The following is a 24,905-nucleotide window of genomic DNA, read 5'->3' on the forward strand; positions in this document are numbered from 1 at the left end:
TCCGCTGCCACAGCCGGGACGCCGGCTCAGCCCGGGACGAGATTCAGCCCACCGACGAGTAGGCCACCACCCCGCGCAGCAGGCCGTCGACCGCCTTGCGGGCGTTCTTCGCGACCGTCGAGCCCTCGGCGGGTGCGGCGGCCGCAATCTGGCCGAGGACGTCGATGACCTGCTTGCACCAGCGGACGAAGTCACCGGCCGGCATCTCGGCCTCACGCAGGACCTCGTCCAGGCCCTTGCCGCTGGCCCACATGAACGCGGACCAGGCGAAGCCCAGATCCGGCTCCCGCTGCCCCACACCCTCGGTCTGCGTGATCCGGAAATCCTCCTCCAGAGCGTCGAGTCGGCCCCAGATGCGCACCATCTCGCCGAGCACGGCCTTGGCCCTGCCCGACGGCAGCTTCGGCGCCATCGCATCGTCACCGGCCCTGGCCTCGTACACCAGCGCGGAGACGCACGCGGCCAGTTCGGCCGGGTCGAGCCCCTCCCAGACGCCCTCGCGCAGGCACTCACTGGCCAGCAGGTCCAGCTCCCCGTACAGCCGCGCAAGGCGCTTGCCGTGCTCCGTCACCTCGTCACCGCGCAGGTAGTCCAGCTCCGTGAGCAGCGCCACGATGCGGTCGAAGGTGCGGGCAATGGTGTTCGTACGGCCGGCGATACGGCGCTCCAACTGCGAGGTGTCGCGCAGCAGACGGTGGTAGCGCTCGGCCCAACGGGCGTGATCCTCACGGTCGTTGCACCCGTGGCACGGGTGAGCGCGCAGGGCCGTGCGCAGCCGGGCGATCTCCCGGTCGTCGGCGGCCGCGGACCGCTTCTTGCGCTGCCGCTCCGGCGGAATGTGCCCGGCCTTGGTACGCAGCGCGGAGGCGAGGTCGCGACGGGACTGCGGCGAGCGCGGGTTGAAGGACTTGGGGATACGCATCCGCTCCAACGCCTCGACGGGCACCGGGAAATCTATGGACGCCAGCCGCTTGACCTGCCGCTCGGCGGTGAGGACCAGGGGGCGCGGGCCGTCGTGGTACTCCAGCCCGCGGTGGCCGCCTGCCCGCCCGGCGGGCACGCCGGGGTCGAGCACCAGGGCCAGGCCCGCATACTTGCCGGTCGGGACGTGGATGACGTCACCGGGCCTGAGCTTCTCCAGGGCGACGGCGGCCTCGGCACGGCGCTGCGCCGCACCCTGCCGGGCCAGCTCCGTCTCGCGGTCCTTCAGTTCGCGCCGCAGCCGGGCGTACTCATCGAAGTCGCCGAGGTGGCAGGTCATGGCCTCCTTGTAGCCGGTGAGGCCCTCCTCGTTGCGCTGCACCTGACGGGAGATCCCGACGACCGACTTGTCGGCCTGGAACTGGGCGAACGAGGTCTCCAGCAGTTCACGCGAGCGGTGCCGGCCGAACTGCTCCACCAGGTTGACCGCCATGTTGTACGACGGCTTGAAACTCGACCGCAGCGGATAGGTGCGCGTGCCGGCCAGGCCGCCGAGGTGCTCGGGGCTCAGACCGCGCTGCCACAGCACGACAGCGTGGCCCTCGACGTCGATGCCGCGGCGGCCGGCACGGCCGGTCAGTTGGGTGTACTCGCCGGGGGTGATGTCGGCGTGCTGCTCGCCGTTCCACTTGACGAGCTTCTCCAGCACCACCGAACGCGCGGGCATGTTGATGCCGAGCGCGAGGGTCTCGGTCGCGAACACGGCCTTCACCAGGCCGCGGACGAAGAGTTCCTCCACGACCTCCTTGAACGTGGGCAGCATGCCCGCGTGGTGGGCCGCTATGCCACGCTCCAGGCCCTCCAGCCACTCGTAGTAGCCCAGGACGTGCAGGTCCTCGGTGGGGATGGACGCCGTGCGCTCCTCGACAAGGGCGCGCACCTTGACCCGCGCTTCCTCGTCGTTGAGCCTGAGGCCCGCGTACAGGCACTGCTGGACGGCGGCCTCGCAGGCGGCCCGGCTGAAGATGAACGTGATCGCGGGCAGCAGGCCCTCGGCGTCGAGCCGCTCGATGACCTCGGGTCTGCCCGGCGTCCACACCCGGGCGCGCTGTCTGCGCTCCCGCTCGCGGTCGGCCTCGCGCATCGCACGGCCACGCTTGCGGTCCAGGTACGACGGGCGGCTGGCCTCCATGCGCGCCAGACGTGTGAGGTCGGGGTTGACGGCCTTCTTGTGGCCCTCGGCCTCCTCGAAGAGGTCGTACATCCGGCGCCCGGCGAGGACGTGCTGGAACAGCGGTACGGGACGGTGCTCGGAGACGATCACCTCCGTGTCACCGCGGACGGTGTCGAGCCAGTCGCCGAACTCCTCCGCGTTCGACACGGTCGCCGACAGGGACACCAGCGTCACCGACGCGGGCAGATGGATGATCACTTCCTCCCAGACGGCGCCACGGAAGCGGTCGGAGAGGTAGTGCACCTCGTCCATGACCACATGGCCGAGGCCGAGGAGGGTCTGTGAACCCGCGTACAGCATGTTCCGCAGGACCTCGGTGGTCATCACGACCACCGGGGCGTCGGCGTTGATGCTGTTGTCGCCGGTGAGCAGACCGACCTTGCCGCTGCCGTAGCGACGGCACAGGTCGGAGTACTTCTGGTTCGACAGCGCCTTGATGGGTGTCGTGTAGAAGCACTTCCTGCCCTGCTGCAGGGCGAGGTGGACGGCGAACTCGCCGACGATCGTCTTGCCGGAGCCGGTGGGCGCGGCCACCAGCACGCCCTTCCCCGCTTCGAGCGCCTGGCAGGCCTCGATCTGGAAGGGGTCAAGGCCGAAGTCGTACATCTCGCGGAAGGAGGCGAGCGCGGTGGCCTGCTCGGTAGCGCGCTGGCGGGCTGCCGCGTACCGCTCGGCCGGTGAGAGGTCCTCTGTCATCGTGCTTTCGAGCGTACCGGCAGCCACTGACAACAGGACGATCTTTATCCGGAACGTGGACAACGGCAACGAGAGGCGGCCGCGTCCCAGGGGACGCGGCCGCCTCTCGCACCATCAGTGACCGGAACCGGTCAGGTCACGTCGTCGTAGCCGTTCACATGATCCGGGCCCGGCAGCTCGGAGGCGCGGCTCGCGGCCACGGACTCGACCTCGCCGATGTCCTCGGGTGTGAGGTCCAGCACCGAGGCCTCGTCGTCCCCGGGCCCCTCGGCCTCACGACGGGCCCTGCGCCGGTCGTTGAACATCGACAGACCCACCGCCACGAAGAACAGCGCCCAGATCGGCGCGGCCAGTGCCAGCATCGTCAGCGGATCGGTGCTGGGTGTGGCCACGGCCGCGAACGCCGTGATGCCGACGATCATGCCCCGCCACCAGCCGAGCATGCGCTTGCCGGACAGGATGCCGGTGAAGTTGAGCATGACCAGCAGCAACGGCATCTCGAAGGCCAGACCGAAGACCACCACCATGCGCGTGACCAGGTCGAGCAGATCATCCAGCGGCAGCAGGTTGTCGACACCGGACGGCGTGAAGTCGATCAGCACCTTCGCCGTCGTGGGCAGCACGTTGTAGGCGAGGAACCCGCCGCCGAGGAAGAGCGGGAAACCGAACGCGACAAACGCGTAGGCGTACTTCTTCTCGTGGCGGTGCATGCCCGGCGCGACGAACGCCCACAGCTGGTAGAGCCACACCGGTGCCGCCATCACGATGCCGGCCATCAACGACACCTTCAGCGCCAGCGTGAACGGCGCCAGCAGACCGTTGATCGTGATCCGCGCGCAGGTGACATCCTTCGACGACTTCGCCAGTTCGTCGAAGGACTGCGAACATCCCACCGAGCTCAGCACCGGCTTGGTGATGAAGTTGATGATGTCCTTGTAGAAGAAGGCGGCCACGATCGTGATGACGATGATCGCCAGCACACCCTTCGCGAGCCGGTTGCGCAGCTCACGCAGGTGCTCCGCGAGCGGCATCCGCCCCTCGGGATCCTTCTCCGTGTTGCGGGCAGGCTTGGTCAACCCACGTCCTCATCTCGTGCAGCGGACCGGAGTCTCCGGACCTCGAGTCAGCCCTGGGTCGTGTCGTTCGGCTCCTTGACCGGCCGGGAGCTGGTCGTGTCGCCGGGCGAGGCCTGGATCGTACGCTGAGCCGTGGGCTGCTCCTCGGCCTGCTGAGCGGTCGGGGCGGACGACTTGCTGTCGTCCTTCATCGCCTTGGCCTCGCTCTTGAGGATCCGCGCGGACTTGCCGAGCGACCGTGCCATGTCCGGAAGCTTCTTCGAGCCGAACACGAGGACGACCACCAGAACCAGGAGCACCAGGTGCCACGGCTCAAGTGCGTTGCGGAACATAAGACTTCACCTTCTCACTGAGGCGGGGCGGCGGGCCATCCGACCGATCGGACAGGTGTCCGACCATCATGTTGGCAGCGATCGTAACGCCCAGGGGTGAATGCGAAACAATCCCTGCGCGTACTCCTGCTCTGCGGACCGCGCCTCCTATCCGGGCCGCGACCAGCAGCGTACCTGGCGGAAACGGGTGGGTGACAGGGCGAGGCCCCCAAACCGCTTGGCCCAGGGACACACCAGGCGCCCCTTGCGCTCGCTCACAGCGACTCCGCGGACCGGGTGGCGCTCACGGCCGCCCGCTCCAGATCCTCGGCAGCCCGGTTGATACGGTGCGCCGACTCCGAGACCTGCAGCCCCAGGCGCCGCGCCTCCACGAAGACCCGGACGGCGAACACACCGAGAACGGAAAGACCCAGGAACCCCGCGGCTACCGCGAACATCGGCCAGAACATGCCCATGAGACTAGAGGGTCGAGTGCAGGCGCAGTGTCCTGACCCCACCGCCGGTGAGCAGCTCGACGATCCGCTCGCCGGCCGGTTTACGGACCCCGGCGCCGCACTCGGGGCAGGTGAAGGAGTAGAAGGTGGTGCGGCTGCTGGCACCGATGGCCAGGCGCAGCGCGCTCGCCGCGAGCTCCAAGCGGGCGCGGCAGTCGGGGCAGCCCGCCCGGAACACCACCGGGGCCACGTTCCGCATCCCGGCGAACGCGGCCGCCACCGACATCCCCGGCGCACCGGACGACGCCGACTCGCTCACAGACCCTGCTCCCGCCTGTCATCCGCCCCGCCCGCGGCTCCCTCCGCGGCTTCGACGTCTTCGTACGCCGCCAGGGCCTCGCAGGCCGCCCGCCGGGCGCTGTCGGCCAGCTCGCGCGGCGCGACGATCCGCCCGTCTCGGCCCAGGCGCAGTGCCAGACGTCTGAGCGAGGCCGGGTCGGGGGTCCGCAAGGCGATGCGCAGTCCGCCGTCCGGCAGCTCGTCCGCGCTGTCGTGCGGGTAGTACTCGGCGACCCAGCGCCCGGCCGGCCCGACCTCGACCACCACCTCGGGGTCCTCCGCGGCGGGCTGGACGAGCCCCTCGGACAGATCACGCAGCTCGACCTCCGGCGGCGCCGACGGCTCGTCGAGGATCCTGATCTCGGCGACCCGGTCCAGCCGGAAGGTACGGCGCGCCTCGGAGCGGCGGCACCACGCCTCCACATAGGTGTGCCCGACGCTGACCAGGCGGATCGGGTCGATCTCACGCTCGGTGACCTCGTCGCGGGCCGGCGAGTAGTAGCGGATCCACAGACGGCGGCGCTCGGAGATGGCCCGGTCGACGTCCGCGAAGACACCGCCCTCGGACTCGAAGGTCACCGAGAGGCGGGAACTCGCGCCCGCGGCCTCCCCGGCGGCCGTCTCCACCTTGGCGGTGGCCCGCAGCAGCGCCTGACGGTCACTCTCCCGAAGGCCCGGCAGGGTGGCGACGGCCCGAGCGGCGACCAGCAGCGCGGTGGCCTCGTCGGCAGCCAGACGCAGCGGCTCGGCCGCGTCCGCCCCCAGGGCGGCCGGATTGTGCCACCAGATGTGCTCGCCGTCGGTGTCGATGTCGAGCAGGTCCCCGCCGCGGAAACTGGTGCCGCACATGGGCAGCACATCGAGGTCCGAGACCAGCTCGTCCTCACTGATTCCGAACGCCCGGGCCACATCCTCTACGCGCGCACCAGGACGCTCCCGCAGATACGTCACCAGGGACAGCATCCGCCGGGTCTGGTCGATGGCGTTCGCGGGCCTGGCCGCTTTGCCTGCCACTGTCGTCCCTCTTTCCCTCAGCCCTTGGCCACAGCGCGCAGTCGGTCCACCACGTCGGCACGAAGCTCGGCGGGCTCCAGCACCACGACGTCGGGCCCGAACTCGACCAGCCAGGCATCGAGGCCGTGTCCGTAGGGAATTTCCAACTCGTCCCAGCCGTCACCGAGTTCCCGTACGGCAGTGGCCTTCGCTCGAAGGGGGTACCCCGCGCCCGCGCGCAACCGGATCCGGGCCGAACGGTCAGCGGTCTCGCCGGCCCAGCCGGCAACGGTCTCGCGGACGGTCACCACATCGGGCACCTCCGCGGTGAAGCTGCCGGGGCGCGTACGCACCCTGCCGGTGATCCGGGAAAGCCGGAAGACACGCTCGGCACCGCGGTCGCGGTCCCAGCCGGCCAGGTACCAGTGCCCACGCCAGCACTCCAGCGCCCAGGGTTCGACATGGCGCGACTCGGGGCGGGCGGCGGTGGCCTTGCGGTAGTCGAAGACGACGGGGCGGCGGTCTCGGCAGGCCAGCATCAGCGGTTCGAAGGCGACCTCGTGCACGGGGATGCGCGGCTCCAGAGCGCCATGGGCCTCGTACGGGTCGACGTCCTCGGGCAGGCCGGCTGCGCGCAGCTTCTGCAGAGCACCGCTCGCGGCACCGGCGAGGCGGGCCTGCTGCCACACCTTGGCGGCCAGACCGAGGGCGGCGGCCTCCTCCGCGTCCAAAGTGATGGGCGGAAGGCGGTTGCTGTCACGACGAGCCAGATAACCGACCTCGCCGTCCAGGTTCTCCACGGTCTCGATGACCAGACCCAGCTCGCGCAGGTCATCCTTGTCGCGCTCGAACATCCGGTTGAAGGAGTCACCGGACCCGGTGGCGCTTTTCTCCGGACCGAAGGCCTCGACATAGGCCTCGATGGACTCACGCAGCTCACGCTTGCTGAGCGGGCGCCGCGTCCCGAGCAGACACAGCGCCAGGTTCATCAGCCGCTCGGCCTTGGCAATGGCCATCGACGCCCTTCACCTTCCCTCTGGTGCTTACGATCGATGACCGTACCCCCCGCACGCGTCGCGGCAAAAGCCGAGGGCCCACGCCCGGACAGGCATGGGCCCCACGTGATCGATTCCGGTCGGATCCCGAACGGCGACCCGACCGACGTCAGAGAGATCCTTGCGGATCCCGTACGACGATCAGACCGCGACCAGGTCCACCACGAAGATCAGGGTCTCACCGGGCTTGATCGCCGGGGTCGGGCTCTGGTTGCCGTAGGCGAGGTGGGCCGGGATGGTCAGCTGGCGGCGGCCGCCGACCTTCATGCCCTGCACGCCCAGGTCCCAGCCCTGGATGACCCGGCCGCCGCCCAGCGGGAAGCGGAAGGGAGTACCACGGTTCCAGCTGGCGTCGAACTCCTCACCCGTGCTGAAGGCGACACCCACGTAGTGGACGGTGACAGTCTGGCCCGCCTGCGCCACGGCACCGTCGCCCTCCCAGATGTCCTTGATCTCGAGGTCGGCCGGGGGCTCGCCACCCGGGAAGTCGATCTCGGGCTTCTCGATGCTCACGTCAAAAGCTCCTGCTTGCTCGTGTTGGGGCCATTACGGCACCACCGACACTCTCACATCCCCGCACGGGTTACATCTTCGCCAGAATGTCCACGGAGAAGACCAGCGTGGAGTCCTTCTTGATATCGCCGCCGGCAGGCGGGTTGTCCCCGTACCCCAGCTTCGGCGGGACGACGACGAGCACACGGCTGCCCACCTTCTTGCCGGTCAGCCCCTGGGCCCAGCCCTTGACGACCTGCTGCAACGAGAACGCGGTCAGCTGCTTCCGGCCGTACGTGGAGTCGAACTCCTTGCCGGTGTCCCACAGAACGCCCTTGTACTGCACCAGGACCGTGCTGTCCGCCGCCACCTTTGGACCGTCACCCTCGATGATGTAGCGCGCGACCAGACCGCTCGGCGCCTTCGCCTTCGGCACGTCGACAGACGGAGCCTTGCCGTCGGTGTTGGTACCCACCTTCGGCAGGTCGGCGTCGTCCTGCGCGACATCCTTCCCCTTGGCGGAACTCCTGCCGTTGAACGTGTTCTCGATGTCGACCACGAAGACCAGCGTGTCGGTCCCCTTGATGCCCCCCTGAGGATTGCCCTGAGGGCCGTACCCCCAGGTCGGAGGCACGGACATCAGCACCCGGCTGCCCGTCTTCTTCCCCACGAGGCCATAGCGCCACCCGTCGATGATGCCGCCCTGGCGAAGCTGGATCAGCAGCGGCGTCTTACGGTCGTAGGAGTTGTCGAAGACCTTCGCCGTGTCCCAGATCTGGCCCAGATAGTGCGCCTGGATGAAGTCGTTCTCGGCGACCGACCGGCCACCGCCCGCGATCACCGTCTTCACCGCCAGATCCTTCGACGGGGAGCCACTGCCCTTGGCCACGGTCGGCTTCTGACCGAACCCGGTGCCCGCGGTGATCGCCGGCAGCGGCCCCTCGACGATCTTCGGCGACGGGGGGGCGGACCCGGCCGTGGCCGAGGGAGACGAGCTGGTATCCGCCTTGCCCCGGCCGGACTTGTCGTCGCCGCATCCGGCGAGCGTGACCAGTCCGGCAGGCACGGCGGCAAGGAGGAGGGAGCGTCGGCGCACGATGAGAGCCTCGTATCGGTCGATCTTGATGGATGGCGTGCGCGCAACTCTACGGCGAGAGAAGGGCGCCGCACGGTAAACGTACGGCGCCCGCGTTGCGTTCCGGCGATGGCCGCGAAACGCATGCCTCACATTCCAGCGATCAACTTCTCCACCCGGTCGTCCACCGAACGGAACGGGTCCTTGCACAACACCGTGCGCTGCGCCTGGTCGTTGAGCTTGAGATGCACCCAGTCGACCGTGAAATCGCGACGCTGTTCCTGCGCACGCCGGATGAAGTCACCGCGCAGCCGGGCCCGAGTGGTCTGCGGAGGAACCGACTTGCCCTCAAAGATCTTCAAGTCGTTGCAGATCCGGGTGACTTGCCCCCTCTTCTCCAGCAGGTAGTACAGGCCACGGCGACGATGGATGTCGTGGTACGCGAGGTCTATCTGCGCAACCCGCGGATGCGACATCGTCATGTTGTGCTTCGCGCGGTACCGCTCGATGAGCTTGTACTTCATCACCCAGTCGATTTCGGTATCGACCCGGTCCAGATCCTCGGTCTCGATCGCGTCCAGCGTGCGGCCCCACAACTCCAGGACCCGCTCGACCGTGCCGGTACGGATCCCCCGGCGCTCACAGAAGTCCACGGCCTTCTCGTAGTACTCCCGCTGCACCTCCAGAGCCGAGGCCTCACGGCCACTGGCCAGACGCACCTTGCGGCGGCCCGTGATGTCATGACTGACCTCGCGGATCGCCCGGATCGGGTTCTCCAGGGTCAGATCACGCATCACCGTGCCCGCCTCGATCATCCGCAGCACCAGGTCGGTCGCCCCGACCTTGAGCAGCATCGTCGTCTCCGACATGTTCGAGTCGCCCACGATGACATGCAGACGGCGGTAGCGCTCCGCATCCGCGTGCGGCTCATCACGCGTGTTGATGATCGGCCGGGAACGGGTGGTCGCCGAGCTGACGCCCTCCCAGATGTGCTCGGCCCGCTGACTGACGCAGTAGACAGCACCCCGCGGCGTCTGCAGCACCTTGCCCGCACCGCACAGCAACTGCCGGGTGACCAGGAACGGAATCAGGATGTCCGCGAGCCGGGAGAACTCCCCATGCCGGGCCACCAGATAGTTCTCATGGCAACCATAGGAGTTGCCCGCCGAATCCGTGTTGTTCTTGAAGAGGTAGACGTCACCCGCGATTCCCTCCTCATGCAGACGACGCTCGGCGTCGACCAGGAGCCCCTCGAGAATGCGCTCACCGGCCTTGTCGTGGGTGACAAGCTCCGTCACGTTGTCACATTCGGGTGTCGCATATTCCGGATGCGAACCCACGTCGAGATACAGGCGGGCACCGTTGCGCAGAAAGACATTGCTGCTACGGCCCCATGACACGACACGGCGGAAGAGGTACCGCGCCACCTCGTCAGGCGACAGGCGGCGCTGTCCCCTGAACGTGCACGTGACGCCGTACTCGTTCTCCAGCCCGAAAATGCGGCGGTCCATGACTGAACATTACGCCCGATCCCCTGAGCTGAAACGGGGTTCGACAGCACGGTTCGGATCATTTTCCGAGGAAGCCGCAACCACCCCACCCTCAACGGGAGCAGCAAGCACCCGCCCGGTGGCCAGCAACACCAGCAGGGACACAGCCCCCGCCGCACCCGGCACGGCGAAACCCCACAAGGCACCGCCCGCCTGGACGACCGGACCCGCAACACCCGTACCCACCGACGCACCCACCGTGAACGTCGTCACCAGCCAGGAGAACGCCTCCGTGACCGTACCGCTCGGCGCGTGCCGGTCGACGATGATGAACGCACAGGCGATGCACGGCGCCAGGAAGACCCCCGCCAGCACCGCCAGCACCACCATGGCGACCACACCAGGCATGAGCATCAACGGCAGATAACACAACGCCAACAGCGCCACCAGCACACGCAGCCGCCGCTCCGGTGTGCCACTCCACCGCCGCGCCCCGTACACGGTCCCGCCGACGAGCGCACCGAGCCCCAGGGCGGCCATCAGCCAGCCGTACACTGCGTTCCCGCCATGGCCGTCGGCATACGACACGGCCGCGACCGCGATGGAACCGAGCGCGACCCCGACGAACAGGAACGCGCCGAGGAGCGCGATCAGCCCCGGCGAGCGCAGGGCACCGAGCCAGTGCGCCTCACGCGGCGCCGAGCGCCACGCGCGCGACGGCGGCGCGAGGACCACGACAAGCGCCCCCAGCACACCGACGGCATTGAGCACGACGAGCGCGACCTGAGCGGACCACAGAGACACGCACACGGTCACCAGCAACGGGCCGACGGTGAACATCACCTCCTGAGCCACTGCGTCCATCGCGTACGCCGTGTGCACCTGCTCCTCCCGGCGCAGCACATCAGGCCAGAGGGCCCGCAGACCGCCCTCCAGGGGCGGCGTGAACAGCCCCGCGACCACCACGGCCGCATACGCCTGCGGAAGCGGCTCGAGACCCGTAAGAGCGAACACGGTCATGGCCAGCGCGGAGACCAGCGCGGCGGGCAGCTGGACGCGCGGCTGGCCGTGCAGGTCGACAAGCCGGCCCAGCAGCGGCTGCCCCACGGCGTTGGCCACCCCGTACACCGCGGCCAGCGCCCCGGCCAGGCTGTAGGTACCCCCCTCCGCGCGGACGAACAGCACGATGGCGATCGCCGCGATGGCGTTCGGCAGCCGGCCCACAAGCGTCCCGACGAGCAGGCGAGCGACATGCCTCGCCCTGAGGATCTCCAGGTATCCGGCGGCCATACCCCACCCTTCTCGGTGCCTCTTCGCACTTCTTCGTGCCGACGACACACGAAGTTTTACGTATAACTAACGCTGTCATACGTACCATGTGCGCTGTCCGCGAGTCCAGACGAAGGAGCAGGTCGACGGTGGCACGAGGTAGCACGCGACCCACTAGCCGCGATGTCGCCCAGGCCGCCGGGGTCTCACAGGCCGCCGTGTCCCTGGTCCTCGGCGACAAATGGCGCGGCCGCGTCTCCGAGACCACCGCCGAACGCGTCCGGCAAGCCGCAAGAGAACTCGACTACCGGCCCAACCTCGCCGCACGCAACCTGCGCCTCGGCCACACCCGCACCATCCTCCTCGTAGTACCCGCACTCACCACCGAATTCTTCGCCGGCGTCTACACCGGCGCCGCCCGAGTCGCCGCCGAACACGGCTTCGGCGTCGTCCTCTACCCCTCCCCCCAAGGCGTCGGCCCCGCCAAAGACCCCTTCCACTCCGCCCAGGCCGCACTGGACGGCGTCATCGCCTCCTCCATGGCCGCGGACGCCCTCACCGCGATCCGCGGCGACCGACTGCCCCTCGTCATGCTCGACAGCGACCCACACGGCAGCCTGGGCGCGGCAACCGTCAACCTCGACATCGCCGACGGCGCCCGACAAGTGGCACACCACCTCCTGGCGCAGGGCCACCGCCGCTTCCTCCACCTCGCCGCGGACATCCCCTCCTGGACCTTCGAGACACGAGCACGCGAACTGGCCGCACGCCTCGCCGAGGTACCGGGAACCACCCTCCGCACCACCCACGCACCGATCTCCGTCGAAGACGCCCGCACCGCCGCCGAAGCCGCCCTCACCACCCCCGGCCCCCGCCCCACCGCCCTCGTCTGCGACGACGACAAACTGGCCGCCGGCGCCTACAAAGCCGCCCGCCGCCTCGGCCTACGCATCCCCGACGACCTCTCCGTCACCGGCTTCGACGACCTCACCCTCGCCACCGCCATCGACCCCGAACTCACGACCGTCCGCCTGGACGCCGAACTCTTCGGCCAACGCGGCATGGAAGCCCTCCTCGCCGTCCTGAACGGCCGCACACCCACAGAAGGCGACATCCCGGTGGAACTGGTCGTACGCGGCTCCACCGCCCCACCTCGATAGCCACGCACACTCCCCCACAACACCGCGCGCCCCGACCGAAGACGGCCGGGGCGCACACGGAACGGGCAAGGCAGGAGATCACTCCTCGGACGCCGAGGACTCCTCCCCCTCATCCGAAGCAGCCGCCGCACCATCCCCCGCCAGCAGACGAGACAGCTGACGACCCACGATGCGCTTGAACTTACGCTGCTGCGGACGCGTACGGTCCAGCACCGCAACCTCCAGACGCTCCGCCGGGATCTCCCGCTCACTGCCGTTCGTATCCCGCGACAGCGCCTGCACGGCCAGCTTCAACGCCTCGGCCAGCGTCATACCGTCCCGATGGCGCTGATCCAGGAAACCGCTGATCTGCTCCGCATTGCCACCCACCGCGACCGAACCGTGCTCGTCCACGATCGACCCGTCATGCGGCAGCCGGTAGATCTGGTCGCCCTCCGGGGTCTCCCCCACCTCGGCCACCACCAGCTCCACCTCGTACGGCTTCTCAGCCGCACTCGAGAAGATGGTGCCCAACGTCTGGGCATACACGTTCGCAAGACCACGCGCGGTCACATCGTCACGGTCGTACGTATAGCCCCGCAGATCCGCATAGCGGACACCACCGATGCGCAGGTTCTCGTACTCGTTGTACTTACCGGCGGCCGCGAAACCGATCCGGTCATAGATCTCGCTGAACTTGTGCAGTGCACGGGACGGGTTCTCACCGACGAACACGATGCCGTCGGCGTACTGCATCACGACCAGGCTGCGGCCGCGCGCGATGCCCTTACGGGCGTACTCCGCCCGGTCGGCCATGGCCTGCTGGGGGGAGACATAGAACGGCGTCGACACCGGTTACCCATCCCTTTCTGTCGAAGTCACACGATCACCCTGACAATCACCGGGCCCGCCGTCAGAGCAGGGCGGCCCTCGGGCCGTCGGGCTGCTCCAGGCGCCGCTCCAGAACCGCACGAGCGATCCCGGAGGACTCCTCCTCGGTGAGCCGGCGGAAACCGTCCTCGGTGATCACGGTGACGATCGGATAGATCCGGCGCGCGACATCGGGACCACCGGTCGCCGAGTCGTCGTCCGCCGCGTCGTACAGGGCCTGGACCACCAGGGTCGTGGCCTGGTCCTCGGTCAGATCCTCACGGAAAAGCTTCTTCATGGCGCCGCGCGCGAAGATCGAGCCGGAGCCCGTGGCCGCGAAGCCATGCTCCTCGGAACGGCCACCCGTCACGTCATAGGAGAAAACGCGACCCTTGCCACGGTCCAGGTCATAACCGGCGAAGATAGGCACCACCGCCAAGCCCTGCATGGCCATGCCGAGGTTGGAGCGGATCATGGTCGACAGGCGATTCGCCTTGCCCTCCAGCGAAAGCCGAGCGCCCTCGACCTTCTCGAAGTGCTCCAGCTCCAGCTGGAACAGCTTCACCATCTCCACGGCGATACCCGCCGTACCGGCGATACCGACCGCCGAGTACTCGTCCGCCGGGAACACCTTCTCGATGTCCCGCTGCGCAATCACATTGCCCATGGTCGCCCGCCGGTCACCCGCGAGCACGACGCCCCCCGGGAACGTCGTGGCCACGATCGTGGTGCCGTGCGGGGCCTCGATCACACCCTGAGCGGGCAGCTGCCGCTTGCCGGGCAGCAGCTCGGGCTGGTGCTCCGACAGGAAGTCCATGAAGGACGACGACCCGGGCGTCAGGAAGGCAGCCGGTAGACGCCCGGTGCCACGAGGGTTGGCTTCCACGCGTTTCCTTCCACGTATGTCGCAGCCCGCCTTATGATGTCGGGCCGATCCTTGAACTGCCCCAGTGCGGCGTTGCAGCTGAAGCACAGTACGCCACGGACCCTACCCGTCTCGTGGCAGTGGTCCACATGCTCGGCCGGGGCAGCAAGACAGATACAGCAAACACCCCGCTGCCCTGCGATCAGCTCGTCCAACTCCGCCGGGGTGAGACCGTACTTTCGTTTGAAATAGCTGATCCGATTGCGCTCGGCACGGCACTCACGGCAGTAGCTCGCCCAGCCATCCGACGAGGATTTGTTGCGCTCCCACTGCGCATGCGGCTTCACTTCTCCGCACTGCGGGCACCGCTTGTGGTCTTGTGGGACAGCAATCCTGACCCGAACCTTCTTGCCCTTGGCCTCCTGGCGCTGCCGGTGGTACTCAGCGGAGCACTCCTTGCAGTACGCCTGGAGGCCATCAGGCATGGACTTGTTACTGGCGAACGCTGCCCGCAGGAGGTGCCGCTTGCACCGCGAGCAGCGTCGCAAAGTTCGCTCTTCGCTCACCAGGAGACCCCCGACTTCACCTTCGAATCTAAGGTGAAATCACTCTCCGCCCTTCTGAACGAAGGACCTCACGAAATCCTCGGCGTTCTCTTCGAGTACGTCATCGATTTCGTCGAGAACCGAGTCCACGTCATCCGACAATTTCTCGTGCCGCTCCTTGAGGTCCTCGGAAGCCTGCGCGTCCTGCGCCTGCTCCTCGACCTCCTCAGTGGAGCGCGTCGCCTTCTGCTGCCCGCCGCCGGTGTCCTTGGTCGCCATAAACCCTCACCCCGCTCAGTTCGCCCGACATGGTCGGCATTCCCGCCGATCGGTGATGATCAGACCCTACTCGCCCGGTCCGACATCGGCCCCGCAGTTACTCCAACGTACGGGGACCATCTCGATGATTCCCGGTCGCCGGGTTTTACACCCCCGGTCCGACCGGCCCGTACTTCTGCTCAGCCGCCCGAGAGAACTCTGACCAGGTCCTCCGCGGTGCGGCAGCGGTCCAGCAGTTCCTTGACGTGATTACGCGTTCCGCGAAGGGGTTCGAGGGTTGGGACGCGTTGCAGGGAGTCCCGGCCCGGCAGGTCGAAGATCACCGAGTCCCAGGACGCCGCCGCGACGTCGTCCGCGTACTGCTCCAGGCAGCGGCCGCGGAAGTATGCGCGGGTGTCCTCCGGCGGCTTGGTGCAGGCCCGCTCGACGTCGTTCTCGTCCAGAAGGCGCTTGATGCGGCCGCGGGCGACCAGCCGGTTGTAGAGGCCCTTCTCGGCGCGTACGTCGGCGTACTGGAGGTCGACGAGATGCAGCCGGGCGGCGTCCCAGTCGAGGTCGTCGCGGCGCCGGTAGCCCTCCATGAGTTCTCGTTTGGCGACCCAGTCCAGTTCGCCGGCGAGGCTCATGGGGTCCCTCTCCAGGCGGTTGAGGGTGTCCTCCCAGCGGGTCAGGACGTCCTTGGTCTGTTCGTCGACGTCGGCGCCGTAGCGCTCCTCGATGTATTTGCGTGAGAGTTCGTAGTACTCCATCTGGAGCTGGACCGCGGTGAGTGTCCGGCCGCTGCGGAGGGTGATCAGGCGCTTGAGGCCGGGGTCGTGGGAGACCTGGTGGAGGGTGCGTACGGGCTGGTCGACGGCGAGGTCGACGGCGATGAAGCCGTCCTCGATCATGGAGAGGACGAGTGCGGTGGTGCCCAGCTTCAGGTAGGTCGAGATCTCCGAGAGGTTCGCGTCGCCGATGATCACGTGGAGGCGGCGGTACTTCTCGGCGTCGGCGTGCGGCTCGTCGCGGGTGTTGATGATGGGGCGCTTGAGCGTTGTTTCGAGGCCCACCTCGACTTCGAAGTAGTCGGCGCGCTGGCTGAGCTGGAAGCCGTGTTCGTGCCCGTCCTGGCCGATGCCGACGCGGCCCGCGCCGGCGAAGACGGGGCGGGAGACGAAGAACGGGGTGAGGTGCCGCACGATGTCCGAGAAGGGGGTCTCCCGCTTCATCAGGTAGTTCTCGTGGGTGCCGTAGGAGGCGCCTTTGTTGTCGGTGTTGTTCTTGTAGAGGTGGATCGGCTGGGCGCCCGGGAGCTGGGCGGCTCGTTCCGCGGCCTCGGCCATGATGCGCTCGCCGGCCTTGTCCCAGAGGACGGCGTCGCGCGGGTTAGTGACCTCGGGTGCGCTGTATTCGGGGTGTGCGTGGTCGACGTAGAGTCGTGCGCCGTTGGTGAGGATCACGTTGGCCAGGCCGATGTCCTCGTCCGTGAGCTGGCTGGCGTCGGCGGTCTCGCGGGCGAGGTCGAAGCCTCGTGCGTCCCGCAGAGGGTTCTCCTCCTCGAAGTCCCAGCGGGCCCGGCGGGCCCGGTGCATCGCCGCCGCGTAGGCGTTGACGATCTGGGATGAGGTGAGCATGGCATTGGCGTTCGGGTGGCCGGGGACGGAGATGCCGTACTCCGTCTCGATGCCCATTACTCGCCGTACGGTCATGCGGCCCTCCTTGCCAGGCGGCGCCCTCGGTCGGGGGCGGCGCTCGAGTACCGCCGGTGCTTCGGTGCGCGTGCGGTGCCCGTCCCCGCACGGCGCGACACGGCGGTACGAAAGAGCCTAGAACGCCTTTGCGCTGGTGGGGAGATCATTTGCCTTATTGCCTTGCTCCGGCCGTGGCCCGAAAAGCGGACGGCTGCGGTACCCGGTGTGGGTACCCGCAGCCGCCCTGCGTTTTACAGGTACTGACCGGTGTTCGCCACCGTATCGATGGAGCGTCCGGTGTCCGCGCCCTGCTTTCCGGTGATGAGGGTACGGATGTAGACGATCCGTTCGCCCTTCTTTCCGGAGATCCGGGCCCAGTCGTCGGGGTTGGTGGTGTTGGGCAGGTCCTCGTTCTCCTTGAACTCGTCCACGCATGCTTGGAGGAGGTGGGAGACCCTGAGGCCTTTCTGGCTGTGTTCGAGGAAGTCCTTGATCGCCATTTTTTTGGCGCGTCCGACGATGTTTTCGATCATTGCGCCGGAGTTGAAGTCCTTGAAGTAGAGGACTTCCTTGTCGCCGTTGGCGTAGGTGACTTCCAGGAAGCGGTTCTCGTCGGATTCGGCGTACATCTGCTCCACGGCGGTCTGGATCATGCCGTGGACGGTGGCGGCCTTGTCGCCTCCGTGCTCGCTGACGTCGTCGGCGTGCAGGGGGAGGTTTTCGGTGAGGTACTTCCCGAAGATGTCCTTGGCCGCTTCGGCGTCCGGACGTTCGATCTTGATCTTCACATCGAGTCGGCCGGGCCTCAGGATGGCGGGGTCGATCATGTCCTCGCGGTTGGAGGCGCCGATGACCACCACGTTCTGGAGGCCTTCGACGCCGTCGATCTCGGCGAGCAGCTGGGGGACGATGGTGTTCTCCACGTCCGAGCTGACGCCGGATCCGCGGGTGCGGAACAGGGACTCCATCTCGTCGAAGAAGACGATGACGGGGGTGCCTTCGCTGGCCTTCTCGCGGGCGCGCTGGAAGATGAGGCGGATCTGTCGCTCGGTCTCGCCGACGTACTTGTTGAGGAGCTCGGGGCCCTTGATGTTGAGGAAGAAGCTCTTGCTGGCGGCCTGGCCGGTGACTTCGGCGACCTTCTTGGCCAGTGAGTTGGCGACGGCCTTGGCGATGAGTGTCTTGCCGCATCCTGGGGGCCCGTACAGCAGGACGCCCTTGGGCGGCCGCAGTTCGTGCTCCTTGAACAGGTCGGGGTAGAGGTAGGGGAGCTCGACCGCGTCGCGGATGGCTTCGATCTGGCCGGCGAGGCCGCCGATCGCTTCGTAGCCGATGTCGGGTACCTCTTCGAGGACGAGTTCCTCGACTTCGCTCTTGGGTACGACTTCGTAGACGTAGCCGGAGCGGGATTCGAGCAGGAGGGCGTCGCCGGGGCGGATGGTGACGTCCAGCAGCGGCTCGGCGAGCCGTACCACCCGTTCCTCGTCGGTGTGCCCGAGCACCAGGGCGCGTTCGCCGTCCTCGAGGACTTCCTTGAGGGTGACGATGTCCCCGACTCGCTCGAACTCCATGGCTTCGACCACGTTGAGCGCTTCGTTGAGCATGACTTCCTGGCCGCGGCGGAGCTCGTCGATCTCCACGCTGGGGCTGACGTTCACCCTGAGCTTGCGGCCTCCGGTGAAGATGTCGGCTGTGCCGTCCTCGTTCGCCTCCAGGAAGACGCCGAAGCCGGCGGGTGGCTGGGCGAGGCGGTCGACTTCTTCTTTGAGGGCCACGATCTGGTCGCGGGCCTCACGGAGTGTGTTGGCGAGTCGCTCGTTCTGTGCGGACACGCCGGCCAGGTTGGTCTGCAGCTCGACGATCCGCTCTTCGAGAATCCTCGTGTGTCGCGGAGAGTCGGCGAGCTTGCGTCGCAGGACGGCGATCTCCTGCTCAAGGTAGGCGATCTGCCCGGCCGGGTCTTCGGACCCTCGTCCCGGGCGGATGCCGCGGTTCATGTCGTCGTCGTGGGCTGCCACGGTCCTCACCTCCTCCAAGGGGAGCTGGACGCTTCCAGACCCTACCTGGGCGGGTGCCGATTGAAACCCCTAGATCACAAAGACTGTCGGGGTGTGTCCGATCTTCACCCTTGCGCTCTCCCTCACGCCAGGGGAATACCCACCGAACATGATTGGGAAGCGGCCGAAGGTAGGGTCGAAGTGTTCAACACCCGTCAGAGCTGGCCCGATTCCCGGGCCGCTCCGCGCAGGAATCGGCAGGAGAGATGACCGTGCAGCAGGCCGGAATCGACGGCGAGGCGCTGGAGGTCTGGATCGACCAGGATCTGTGTACCGGCGACGGCATCTGTGCCCAGTACGCGCCCGAGGTTTTCGAGCTGGACATCGACGGCCTGGCTTATGTGAAGGGTCCGGACGAGGAGCTTCTGCAGGCGAGCGGAGCCACAACGCCCGTACCGCTGCCGCTTCTCACGGATGTGGTCGACTCGGTGCGGGAGTGCCCCGGGGAGTGCATTCATGTGCGTCGGATCGCGGACGGGGTGGAGGTCTACGGCCCCGACGTGGAGTGATCGTACGACCACTCCACGCCATGTGTGTCGGTTGTGTGTCCCGGCGGTCGTGTGTGCCGGGCGCCGGGGGCGTGGTGTGCGGGGTCACACGGCCTGGGTGCCGGAGGGTGTGGAGCGGATGAACGCGCCTCCCTTCCACTGCCACTTGGCGGGGGTCTTCGTGTCGGGGCAGCAACTCGGTACGTCGGACGAGGAGTAGCCGAGGAGGGTGGCGGTGACCGCCGCGTCGCGGACGGCGAAGTCGGTGATGGTGAGGCGGTCCTTGGGGTCGACGAGGGTGGCGACGACGCGGGGCTTGGAGGAGTCCGCGGCCTGGGTGAGGACGTAGACGCCGTCGGGCGGGGTGCCCATGCCGGCGTCGCAGTGGGCTACGGCCACGGTTTCGGGGCGGCCGTCGCCGTCCAGGTCGCCGGTGGCCTTCTTCTCGACGATGACCTTGACGGGGCCGCAGTCGAGGGGGATGTCGGCTCTGGCGGGGTCGGGGGGCGTCGTCGTGGCGGGGGCCGTCTTGGCTTCGGTGGGAGGCTGGGCCGCTGTCGCGGAGCCGGGCTGCAGTGCGGAGGACAGGGCTATCAGGCCGGAGACGGCGGCGGCCGTGACGATCCAGTGGATGGGTCGGGTGGTGGTGTGGGCGAGTTCCGGGACGGCGGGGTGCTGCACGAGAGAGGTGTCTCCTGTGAGGGCTGTGCCGGTGGAGGTGTCCCGCATCGTGCCACACGTCACAGTGCGGGGGAACGGTGGGGTCCGCGCTACTGGCGGCGCGTCAGGGTCGGTGGCGCGCCGGTGTTTCAACGTGTGAGCGCCGTGGTCGAGTTCCCCGGTGTCGGGGGGAACTCGGCCACGGCGCCTGTGGGTTGGTGGGGGTGCGGGCCGTTTCAGCGGCCGGCGCCTCCGTCGGCGTTGGGGCCGGCGTAGTCCTCGCCGTAGGCGCCCTTGGCGGGCCGGCGGCGGCGCATGGGCGGTTCGACGCCGTCGGCGAGGCGGCGGGCGGTCAGGAGGAAGCCGGTGTGGCCGATCATGCGGTGGCCGGGGCGGACGGCCAGGCCTTCGATGTGCCAGTTGCGGATCATCGTCTCCCAGGCGGTCGGCTCGTTGAAGCAGCCGATCTCGCGGATGGACTCGACGGTCCGGGCGAGCTGGGTGGTGGTCGCCACGTAGCAGCACAGGATGCCGCCGGGGACGAGTGCCTTGGAGACGGCCTCGAGGCATTCCCAGGGGGCGAGCATGTCGAGGATGACGCGGTCGACGTCGGTGTCGCTCAGGTTGTCCTGAAGATCGCCGACGGTGAGCTGCCAGGCGGGGTGGGGGCCGCCGAAGTAGCGCTCGACGTTCGCCTGTGCGATCTCGGCGAAGTCGGCGCGGCGCTCGTAGCTGTGGAGCATGCCCTGGTCGCCGATGGCGCGCAGCAGGAAGCTGCTGAGCGAGCCGGAGCCGACGCCGGCCTCGACGACGCGTGCGCCGGGGAAGATGTCGGCGAAGGCGAGGATCTGTCCGGCGTCCTTGGGGTAGACGACGGCTGCCCCGCGGGGCATGGACAGGACGTAGTCGGGGAGCAGGGGGCGCAGCGCGAGGTAGGCGACGTTCCCGGTGGTGCGGACAACGCTGCCCTCGGGTGCGCCGATCAGTTCGTCGTGCGGGAAGGAACCCTTGTGGGTGTGGAAGTTCTTCCCGGCTTCGAGCGTGAACGTGTAGTGGCGGCCCTTGGGGTCGGTCAGCTGAACCTGGTCCCCGACCTTGAAGGGCCCGCGCCTGCGGGCGGCACCGGTCGGTTCGGACATGTGACCAGCCTACCGGCAGCCGGGAGGGTCGCCGACCACTCGGGGGTGCGGGGGCTCGAGGGGTGTGTGCGTTCGTCTCCGCGGCGGTGGCTGGTGTGCTCTGGAGGCGAACGGTTGGGGGGAGGGGTGGTCAGCTGGGGCGGGCCATGGCTTTGACGAAGGCGCGTTCCACGTCTGTGGCGGACAGGACACCGTAGATCTCGCCGGTGTCTTCGATGACCAGGTATTCGGTGGCGGGGGTGGCGCGTAGGGCGTCGAGGAGGTCTTCGCCGGCGAGTTCTGCGGAGACGCGCATGCCGTCGGTGAGTTCCTGGGCGAGGCCGCTGACGGTGACCCAGGGACGGCGGTGTTCCGGTACGCCGACGATGGCGGCCTCGCGGACGAGTGAGAGAGGTTCGCCGTGGGCGTCGACGACGACGAGGGCGCGGGCGCCGACCTCGTTGGCGCGGCGCAGTGCTTCGGAGAGGGGGGTGTCGGTCTCGACGGGGACGGCGCGGCGGGTGAGCGCGCGGGCGCGTAGTTCGGGGAGGTGTTCGCGCAGGCGTGCCATGCGCAGGCTGTTGCCGGCGCCGGTCCAGATGATCGCGGCGAGGATGGCGGCGAGCAGGGCGTCGGTGATGGTGTCCATGCCGACGTTGTCCTGGGGGGCGGAGCCGAGGGCGTCGGACTGGGTGAGCAGGGGGAGGCCGATGAGGACGGAGATGGCGAGGGCGCGGCCGACCCAGGCGGCGGCGGTGGTGCCGGTCATGGGCCTTCCGGTGATCTTCCAGACGATGGCGCGGAGCATGCGGCCGCCGTCGAGGGGCAGTCCGGGGAGCAGGTTGAAGATGGCCACGATGAGGTTGGAGATCATGAGGCCGGCCAGGAGGACGCCGGGGACGGTGTCTGGTTCGACGGGCTGCAGGGCGAGGTAGAAGATCCCGGCGAGGATGAGGGAGAGCAGGGGGCCGACGAAGGCGAGGATGAATTCCCGGCCTGGGGTTTCGGCTTCCTTCTCGATCTCGGAGACGCCGCCGAAGAACTGGAGCTGGATGCGGCGCACCGGCAGTTTGAAGCGGAGGGCGGCGACGGTGTGGGCGAGTTCGTGGACGAGGACGGAGGCGTAGAAGGCGACGGCGAAGAAGAGGGAGACGAGGTAGCGGGCGGCGCCGAGTTCGGGTAGTACGCGGTCGAGCTGGCCGCCGAATACCCAGGTGATGAGGGCGGCGACGAGGAACCAGCTGGGTGCGACGTAGACGGGTACGCCGAAGGGGCGGCCCATGAGGATGCCGCCGCCGGGCTCCTTCGGGGGTTGCGGGGGGCGGCTCTGGCTCGGGGTGTCGGCGTGGGCCAGGGTGCGGGCGGGTGTGGGGGTGCCGGGGTGGTCGTGGGTGGGCGTGGCCTTGGGCTGCTCGGTGTGCGGTTCCGGTCCGGTGTCGCCGCGTGTGTCGGCCGGCTGTGTTTGTGTGCTCTGCGGCTGGGGTGACGGGTCCGCGGTGGCGGGTGGGGCGGAGCCGGGATCGGTCTGGGGGGCGGCAGCCTGGGTGGGTGCGTCGCCTGGCGACGCTGTTGGGTTGTCGCCTGCGGCCGTGGGCTCACGCGTGCTGTCGTCGGCCGGTGCCGTCCGGGCTTCGGTGCGTTTCCGCTGCTCCTGGGGGGCTGCGGTGTCGGCGGTCCGTGCCGTGGGGGCTTCCTCGTGGCCGGTCGCACCGTCGTTGCCGGTGCGCGGCTGTCCGCTCCCGCCGCTCTCGTCCACACTGTCCCCTCGATCTAAGCGTCTCCCCGGCCCCGGTCGTATCGGGTGGGAGGGTTTGTGGTCGATGGTATGCGGCCGTCGCGTCGTGTTCCGCCCCGGCACCCCTTCTGTTTTCGGCTCGGTTGTCCGTGCCGTCGCGCGGGTTGCCCTGGTATCGGTGGTTCCGGTCTTGTGGTGCATGGCCGGGGAGCGGGTGTGTCACTGTCAGTGGCGGGTCGTAAGGTCTGTGGTCATGGAAACCAGCACCGACGGCGCGGCCGGGCCGTCCACCCCGGCCGCCGTGCCTCCGGCGTCGTTGTCGCCCTCGCGCGCCGGCGATTTCATGCAGTGTCCGCTGCTCTACCGGTTCCGGGTGATCGACAGGCTGCCGGAGAAGCCGAGTGAGGCGGCGACTCGGGGCACCTTGGTGCATGCGGTGCTGGAGCGGCTCTTCGATGCGCCGGCGGCCGAGCGGACCGCTTCGCGTGCCAGGTCGTTGGTGCCGGGGCAGTGGGATCGGCTGCGGGAGAGCAGGCCCGAGGTGGTGGAGCTGTTCGCGGATGATCCGGGTGGTGAGCGGCTGGCGCGCTGGCTGGGTGAGGCGGAGCATCTGGTCGAGCGCTGGTTCACGCTGGAGGATCCGACGCGTCTTGAGCCGGCTGAGCGTGAGTTGTTCGTCGAGGCGGAGTTGGAGTCCGGGCTGAAGCTGCGCGGGATCATCGACCGTGTCGATGTCGCGTCGACGGGTGAGGTGCGGATCGTCGACTACAAGACGGGCAAGGCGCCCCGGCCCGAGTACGCGGAGGGCGCGCTGTTCCAGATGAAGTTCTATGCGCTGGTGGTGTGGCGGCTGAAGAAGGTCGTGCCGCGGCGGTTGCAGCTGGTGTATCTCGGCAGTGGTGATGTGCTGACGTACGATCCGGTGCTTGCCGATCTGGAGCGTGTCGAGCGCAAGCTGCTCGCGTTGTGGGAGGCGATCTTGTCGGCGACGGAGACGGGTGACTGGCGTCCGCGGCCCACGAAGCTGTGTGGTTGGTGCGACCATCAGGCGGTCTGCCCGGAGTTCGGTGGCACTCCCCCGCCGTATCCACTGTCGGTGCGATCGGCTGACGGGCGTGAGGCGGGGAGTGCGAGGGATTGATCTTCGTTTGAGGGGTGCCTGCGGCAGGGGGCGGCGGCTGTCGGTCAGGGTGCCGGAGTCGGGCGGCGGCGAGCAGGGCAGAATGGGGCCGGACTAGCGAAGGAGACTTACGTGGCCATCCGTGTCCTACTGGTCGACGACCAGCCGCTGCTGCGCACAGGCTTCCGGATGATTCTGGAGGCCGAGCAGGACATCGCGGTCGTCGGCGAGGCCGGAGACGGCCTCCAGGCCCTCGACCAGGTGCGTGCCTTGCAGCCCGATGTGGTGTTGATGGACATCCGCATGCCCCGGATGGACGGGGTGGAGGCGACCCGGCAGATCACGGGGCCGGGGCGGGACGGTCCGGCCAAGGTGCTGGTGCTGACCACTTTCGACCTTGACGAGTATGTGGTGGAGGCGCTGCGCGCCGGTGCCAGCGGTTTTCTCCTCAAGGACGCCCCGGCCAACGAGTTGGTGCAGGCGATCCGGGTGGTCGCCGCGGGTGAGGCGTTGCTGGCGCCGAGCATCACGCGTCGGCTGCTCGACAAGTACGCGGTGCATCTGCCGTCCGGGGACGAGCCGGTTCCGGACACGCTGCACACGCTCACCGAGCGCGAGGTGGAGGTGCTGAAGCTGGTGGCGCGCGGGTTGTCGAACGCCGAGATCGCCGCCGATCTGTTCGTCAGTGAGACCACGGTCAAGACGCATGTGGGTCATGTCCTGACGAAGCTGGGGCTGCGGGACCGGGTGCAGGCGGCGGTGTATGCGTACGAGAGCGGACTGGTGCGCCCTGGCTCGCAGTAGTGCCTTGCCGCCCGGCGGGCCGGGCAGCCGGTGAGAGCGTCTCCTTCTTGTGAGGGGGCGCCCTTCGCGTTCGTGTGGCCTGCGTTCCGCGGGAGCCTGTCCGTTCACAGGGCGTCTGTGTGGGTGCCGCGGCGTGCTGGTGCCGT

The 24,905-nt window shown here is 68.4% G+C and carries 24 protein-coding genes; 4 read left to right on the top strand and 20 right to left on the bottom strand.

The features are described 5' to 3' along the window. Positions 1 to 43: 43 nt before the first annotated feature. The 11 genes from BIV24_RS13465 to BIV24_RS13515 all read right to left on the bottom strand — a co-directional run bounded on the left by BIV24_RS13465 (position 44) and on the right by BIV24_RS13515 (position 11,427). On the bottom strand, positions 44 to 2,851 hold the full coding sequence (locus tag BIV24_RS13465; protein ID WP_071366513.1) for a DEAD/DEAH box helicase: 2,808 nt from the start codon (positions 2,849 to 2,851) through the stop codon (positions 44 to 46). 131 nt (positions 2,852 to 2,982) lie between these two features. Then, positions 2,983 to 3,927 carry a twin-arginine translocase subunit TatC gene (gene tatC / locus BIV24_RS13470; RefSeq protein ID WP_177198710.1) on the bottom strand — a complete coding sequence of 315 codons (945 nt, stop codon included), beginning with the start codon at positions 3,925 to 3,927 and terminating at the stop codon, positions 2,983 to 2,985. A 47-nt stretch (positions 3,928 to 3,974) separates the two neighbouring features. Beyond that, positions 3,975 to 4,259: a Sec-independent protein translocase subunit TatA gene (tatA, locus tag BIV24_RS13475; RefSeq protein WP_071366514.1), complete on the bottom strand. Its 285-nt coding sequence runs from the start codon at positions 4,257 to 4,259 to the stop codon at positions 3,975 to 3,977. 254 nt (positions 4,260 to 4,513) lie between these two features. Further along, complete coding sequence (locus tag BIV24_RS13480; RefSeq protein WP_071366592.1) at positions 4,514 to 4,708, bottom strand: hypothetical protein; 195 nt, start codon at positions 4,706 to 4,708, stop codon at positions 4,514 to 4,516. 10 nt (positions 4,709 to 4,718) lie between these two features. After that, entirely contained in the window at positions 4,719 to 5,012 is a 294-nt protein-coding gene (locus tag BIV24_RS13485) for a hypothetical protein (protein WP_071366515.1), read from the bottom strand. Continuing rightward, positions 5,009 to 6,046 carry a helix-turn-helix transcriptional regulator gene (locus tag BIV24_RS13490; protein WP_071366516.1) on the bottom strand — a complete coding sequence of 346 codons (1,038 nt, stop codon included), beginning with the start codon at positions 6,044 to 6,046 and terminating at the stop codon, positions 5,009 to 5,011. The genes BIV24_RS13485 and BIV24_RS13490 overlap by 4 nt, the downstream gene beginning before the upstream one ends. Before the next feature lie 17 nt (positions 6,047 to 6,063). After that, positions 6,064 to 7,041 carry a helix-turn-helix transcriptional regulator gene (locus BIV24_RS13495; RefSeq protein ID WP_071366517.1) on the bottom strand — a complete coding sequence of 326 codons (978 nt, stop codon included), beginning with the start codon at positions 7,039 to 7,041 and terminating at the stop codon, positions 6,064 to 6,066. A 180-nt stretch (positions 7,042 to 7,221) separates the two neighbouring features. Next, a complete protein-coding gene (locus BIV24_RS13500; protein WP_071366518.1) occupies positions 7,222 to 7,593 on the bottom strand; it encodes an FKBP-type peptidyl-prolyl cis-trans isomerase in 372 nt (123 codons plus the stop codon). A gap of 70 nt (positions 7,594 to 7,663) precedes the next feature. Then, on the bottom strand, positions 7,664 to 8,668 hold the full coding sequence (locus tag BIV24_RS13505; RefSeq protein ID WP_071366519.1) for an FKBP-type peptidyl-prolyl cis-trans isomerase: 1,005 nt from the start codon (positions 8,666 to 8,668) through the stop codon (positions 7,664 to 7,666). A gap of 128 nt (positions 8,669 to 8,796) precedes the next feature. Continuing rightward, a complete protein-coding gene (gene pafA, locus BIV24_RS13510; protein ID WP_071366520.1) occupies positions 8,797 to 10,158 on the bottom strand; it encodes a Pup--protein ligase in 1,362 nt (453 codons plus the stop codon). A 9-nt stretch (positions 10,159 to 10,167) separates the two neighbouring features. Then, a complete protein-coding gene (locus BIV24_RS13515; protein ID WP_071366521.1) occupies positions 10,168 to 11,427 on the bottom strand; it encodes an MFS transporter in 1,260 nt (419 codons plus the stop codon). Between the two features lie 128 nt (positions 11,428 to 11,555). On the opposite strand from BIV24_RS13515, the gene BIV24_RS13520 reads away from it, so the two are divergent. Further along, entirely contained in the window at positions 11,556 to 12,566 is a 1,011-nt protein-coding gene (locus BIV24_RS13520; RefSeq protein WP_071366522.1) for a LacI family DNA-binding transcriptional regulator, read from the top strand. Between the two features lie 78 nt (positions 12,567 to 12,644). On the opposite strand, the gene prcA is transcribed toward BIV24_RS13520, so the two are convergent. The 6 genes from prcA to arc form a co-directional block, all read right to left on the bottom strand. Then, positions 12,645 to 13,397 carry a proteasome subunit alpha gene (prcA, locus tag BIV24_RS13525; RefSeq protein WP_071366523.1) on the bottom strand — a complete coding sequence of 251 codons (753 nt, stop codon included), beginning with the start codon at positions 13,395 to 13,397 and terminating at the stop codon, positions 12,645 to 12,647. A 61-nt stretch (positions 13,398 to 13,458) separates the two neighbouring features. Further along, positions 13,459 to 14,301, bottom strand: a complete 843-nt coding sequence (prcB, locus tag BIV24_RS13530; RefSeq protein WP_071366524.1) for a proteasome subunit beta — start codon at positions 14,299 to 14,301, stop codon at positions 13,459 to 13,461. Continuing rightward, entirely contained in the window at positions 14,253 to 14,765 is a 513-nt protein-coding gene (locus tag BIV24_RS31830; protein WP_079168247.1) for an endonuclease domain-containing protein, read from the bottom strand. The genes prcB and BIV24_RS31830 overlap by 49 nt, the downstream gene beginning before the upstream one ends. Positions 14,766 to 14,885: 120 nt before the next feature. Next, entirely contained in the window at positions 14,886 to 15,104 is a 219-nt protein-coding gene (locus tag BIV24_RS13535) for a ubiquitin-like protein Pup (RefSeq protein ID WP_020939002.1), read from the bottom strand. A gap of 179 nt (positions 15,105 to 15,283) precedes the next feature. Beyond that, complete coding sequence (gene dop / locus BIV24_RS13540; protein ID WP_342745249.1) at positions 15,284 to 16,795, bottom strand: depupylase/deamidase Dop; 1,512 nt, start codon at positions 16,793 to 16,795, stop codon at positions 15,284 to 15,286. 233 nt (positions 16,796 to 17,028) lie between these two features. Beyond that, on the bottom strand, positions 17,029 to 18,795 hold the full coding sequence (arc, locus tag BIV24_RS13545) for a proteasome ATPase (protein ID WP_071366526.1): 1,767 nt from the start codon (positions 18,793 to 18,795) through the stop codon (positions 17,029 to 17,031). Between the two features lie 245 nt (positions 18,796 to 19,040). Here arc and BIV24_RS13550 point away from each other — a divergent pair, with 245 nt between their 5' ends. Then, entirely contained in the window at positions 19,041 to 19,343 is a 303-nt protein-coding gene (locus tag BIV24_RS13550; RefSeq protein ID WP_071366527.1) for a ferredoxin, read from the top strand. A gap of 84 nt (positions 19,344 to 19,427) precedes the next feature. On the opposite strand, the gene BIV24_RS13555 is transcribed toward BIV24_RS13550, so the two are convergent. The 3 genes from BIV24_RS13555 to BIV24_RS13565 all read right to left on the bottom strand — a co-directional run bounded on the left by BIV24_RS13555 (position 19,428) and on the right by BIV24_RS13565 (position 22,856). Then, complete coding sequence (locus BIV24_RS13555) at positions 19,428 to 20,003, bottom strand: hypothetical protein (protein WP_071366528.1); 576 nt, start codon at positions 20,001 to 20,003, stop codon at positions 19,428 to 19,430. A gap of 215 nt (positions 20,004 to 20,218) precedes the next feature. Continuing rightward, a complete protein-coding gene (locus BIV24_RS13560) occupies positions 20,219 to 21,121 on the bottom strand; it encodes a tRNA (adenine-N1)-methyltransferase (RefSeq protein WP_071366529.1) in 903 nt (300 codons plus the stop codon). Between the two features lie 130 nt (positions 21,122 to 21,251). Next, positions 21,252 to 22,856: a site-2 protease family protein gene (locus BIV24_RS13565; protein WP_071366530.1), complete on the bottom strand. Its 1,605-nt coding sequence runs from the start codon at positions 22,854 to 22,856 to the stop codon at positions 21,252 to 21,254. Positions 22,857 to 23,088: 232 nt separating this feature from the next. On the opposite strand from BIV24_RS13565, the gene BIV24_RS13570 reads away from it, so the two are divergent. After that, positions 23,089 to 23,976: a RecB family exonuclease gene (locus BIV24_RS13570; protein ID WP_071366531.1), complete on the top strand. Its 888-nt coding sequence runs from the start codon at positions 23,089 to 23,091 to the stop codon at positions 23,974 to 23,976. A gap of 111 nt (positions 23,977 to 24,087) precedes the next feature. Next, positions 24,088 to 24,759: a response regulator gene (locus tag BIV24_RS13575; RefSeq protein ID WP_071366532.1), complete on the top strand. Its 672-nt coding sequence runs from the start codon at positions 24,088 to 24,090 to the stop codon at positions 24,757 to 24,759. Positions 24,760 to 24,905 lie beyond the last annotated feature (146 nt).

Origin of the sequence: Streptomyces colonosanans (assembly GCF_001866645.1) — a bacterium.
Taxonomy (GTDB): domain Bacteria; phylum Actinomycetota; class Actinomycetes; order Streptomycetales; family Streptomycetaceae; genus Streptomyces; species Streptomyces colonosanans.

Bases quoted from the DNA above. Each gene is read 5' to 3' on its own strand.
- BIV24_RS13465 (WP_071366513.1), bottom strand. From the start codon at position 2,851: ATGACAGAGGACCTCTCACCGGCCGAGCGGTACGCGGCAGCCCGCCAG.
- tatA (WP_071366514.1), bottom strand. From the start codon at position 4,259: ATGTTCCGCAACGCACTTGAGCCGTGGCACCTGGTGCTCCTGGTTCTG.
- BIV24_RS13480 (WP_071366592.1), bottom strand. From the start codon at position 4,708: ATGTTCTGGCCGATGTTCGCGGTAGCCGCGGGGTTCCTGGGTCTTTCC.
- BIV24_RS13495 (WP_071366517.1), bottom strand. From the start codon at position 7,041: ATGGCCATTGCCAAGGCCGAGCGGCTGATGAACCTGGCGCTGTGTCTG.
- pafA (WP_071366520.1), bottom strand. From the start codon at position 10,158: ATGGACCGCCGCATTTTCGGGCTGGAGAACGAGTACGGCGTCACGTGC.
- BIV24_RS13515 (WP_071366521.1), bottom strand. From the start codon at position 11,427: ATGGCCGCCGGATACCTGGAGATCCTCAGGGCGAGGCATGTCGCTCGC.
- BIV24_RS31830 (WP_079168247.1), bottom strand. From the start codon at position 14,765: ATGCCTGATGGCCTCCAGGCGTACTGCAAGGAGTGCTCCGCTGAGTAC.
- BIV24_RS13535 (WP_020939002.1), bottom strand. From the start codon at position 15,104: ATGGCGACCAAGGACACCGGCGGCGGGCAGCAGAAGGCGACGCGCTCC.
- dop (WP_342745249.1), bottom strand. From the start codon at position 16,795: ATGACCGTACGGCGAGTAATGGGCATCGAGACGGAGTACGGCATCTCC.
- BIV24_RS13550 (WP_071366527.1), top strand. From the start codon at position 19,041: ATGACCGTGCAGCAGGCCGGAATCGACGGCGAGGCGCTGGAGGTCTGG.
- BIV24_RS13560 (WP_071366529.1), bottom strand. From the start codon at position 21,121: ATGTCCGAACCGACCGGTGCCGCCCGCAGGCGCGGGCCCTTCAAGGTC.
- BIV24_RS13570 (WP_071366531.1), top strand. From the start codon at position 23,089: ATGGAAACCAGCACCGACGGCGCGGCCGGGCCGTCCACCCCGGCCGCC.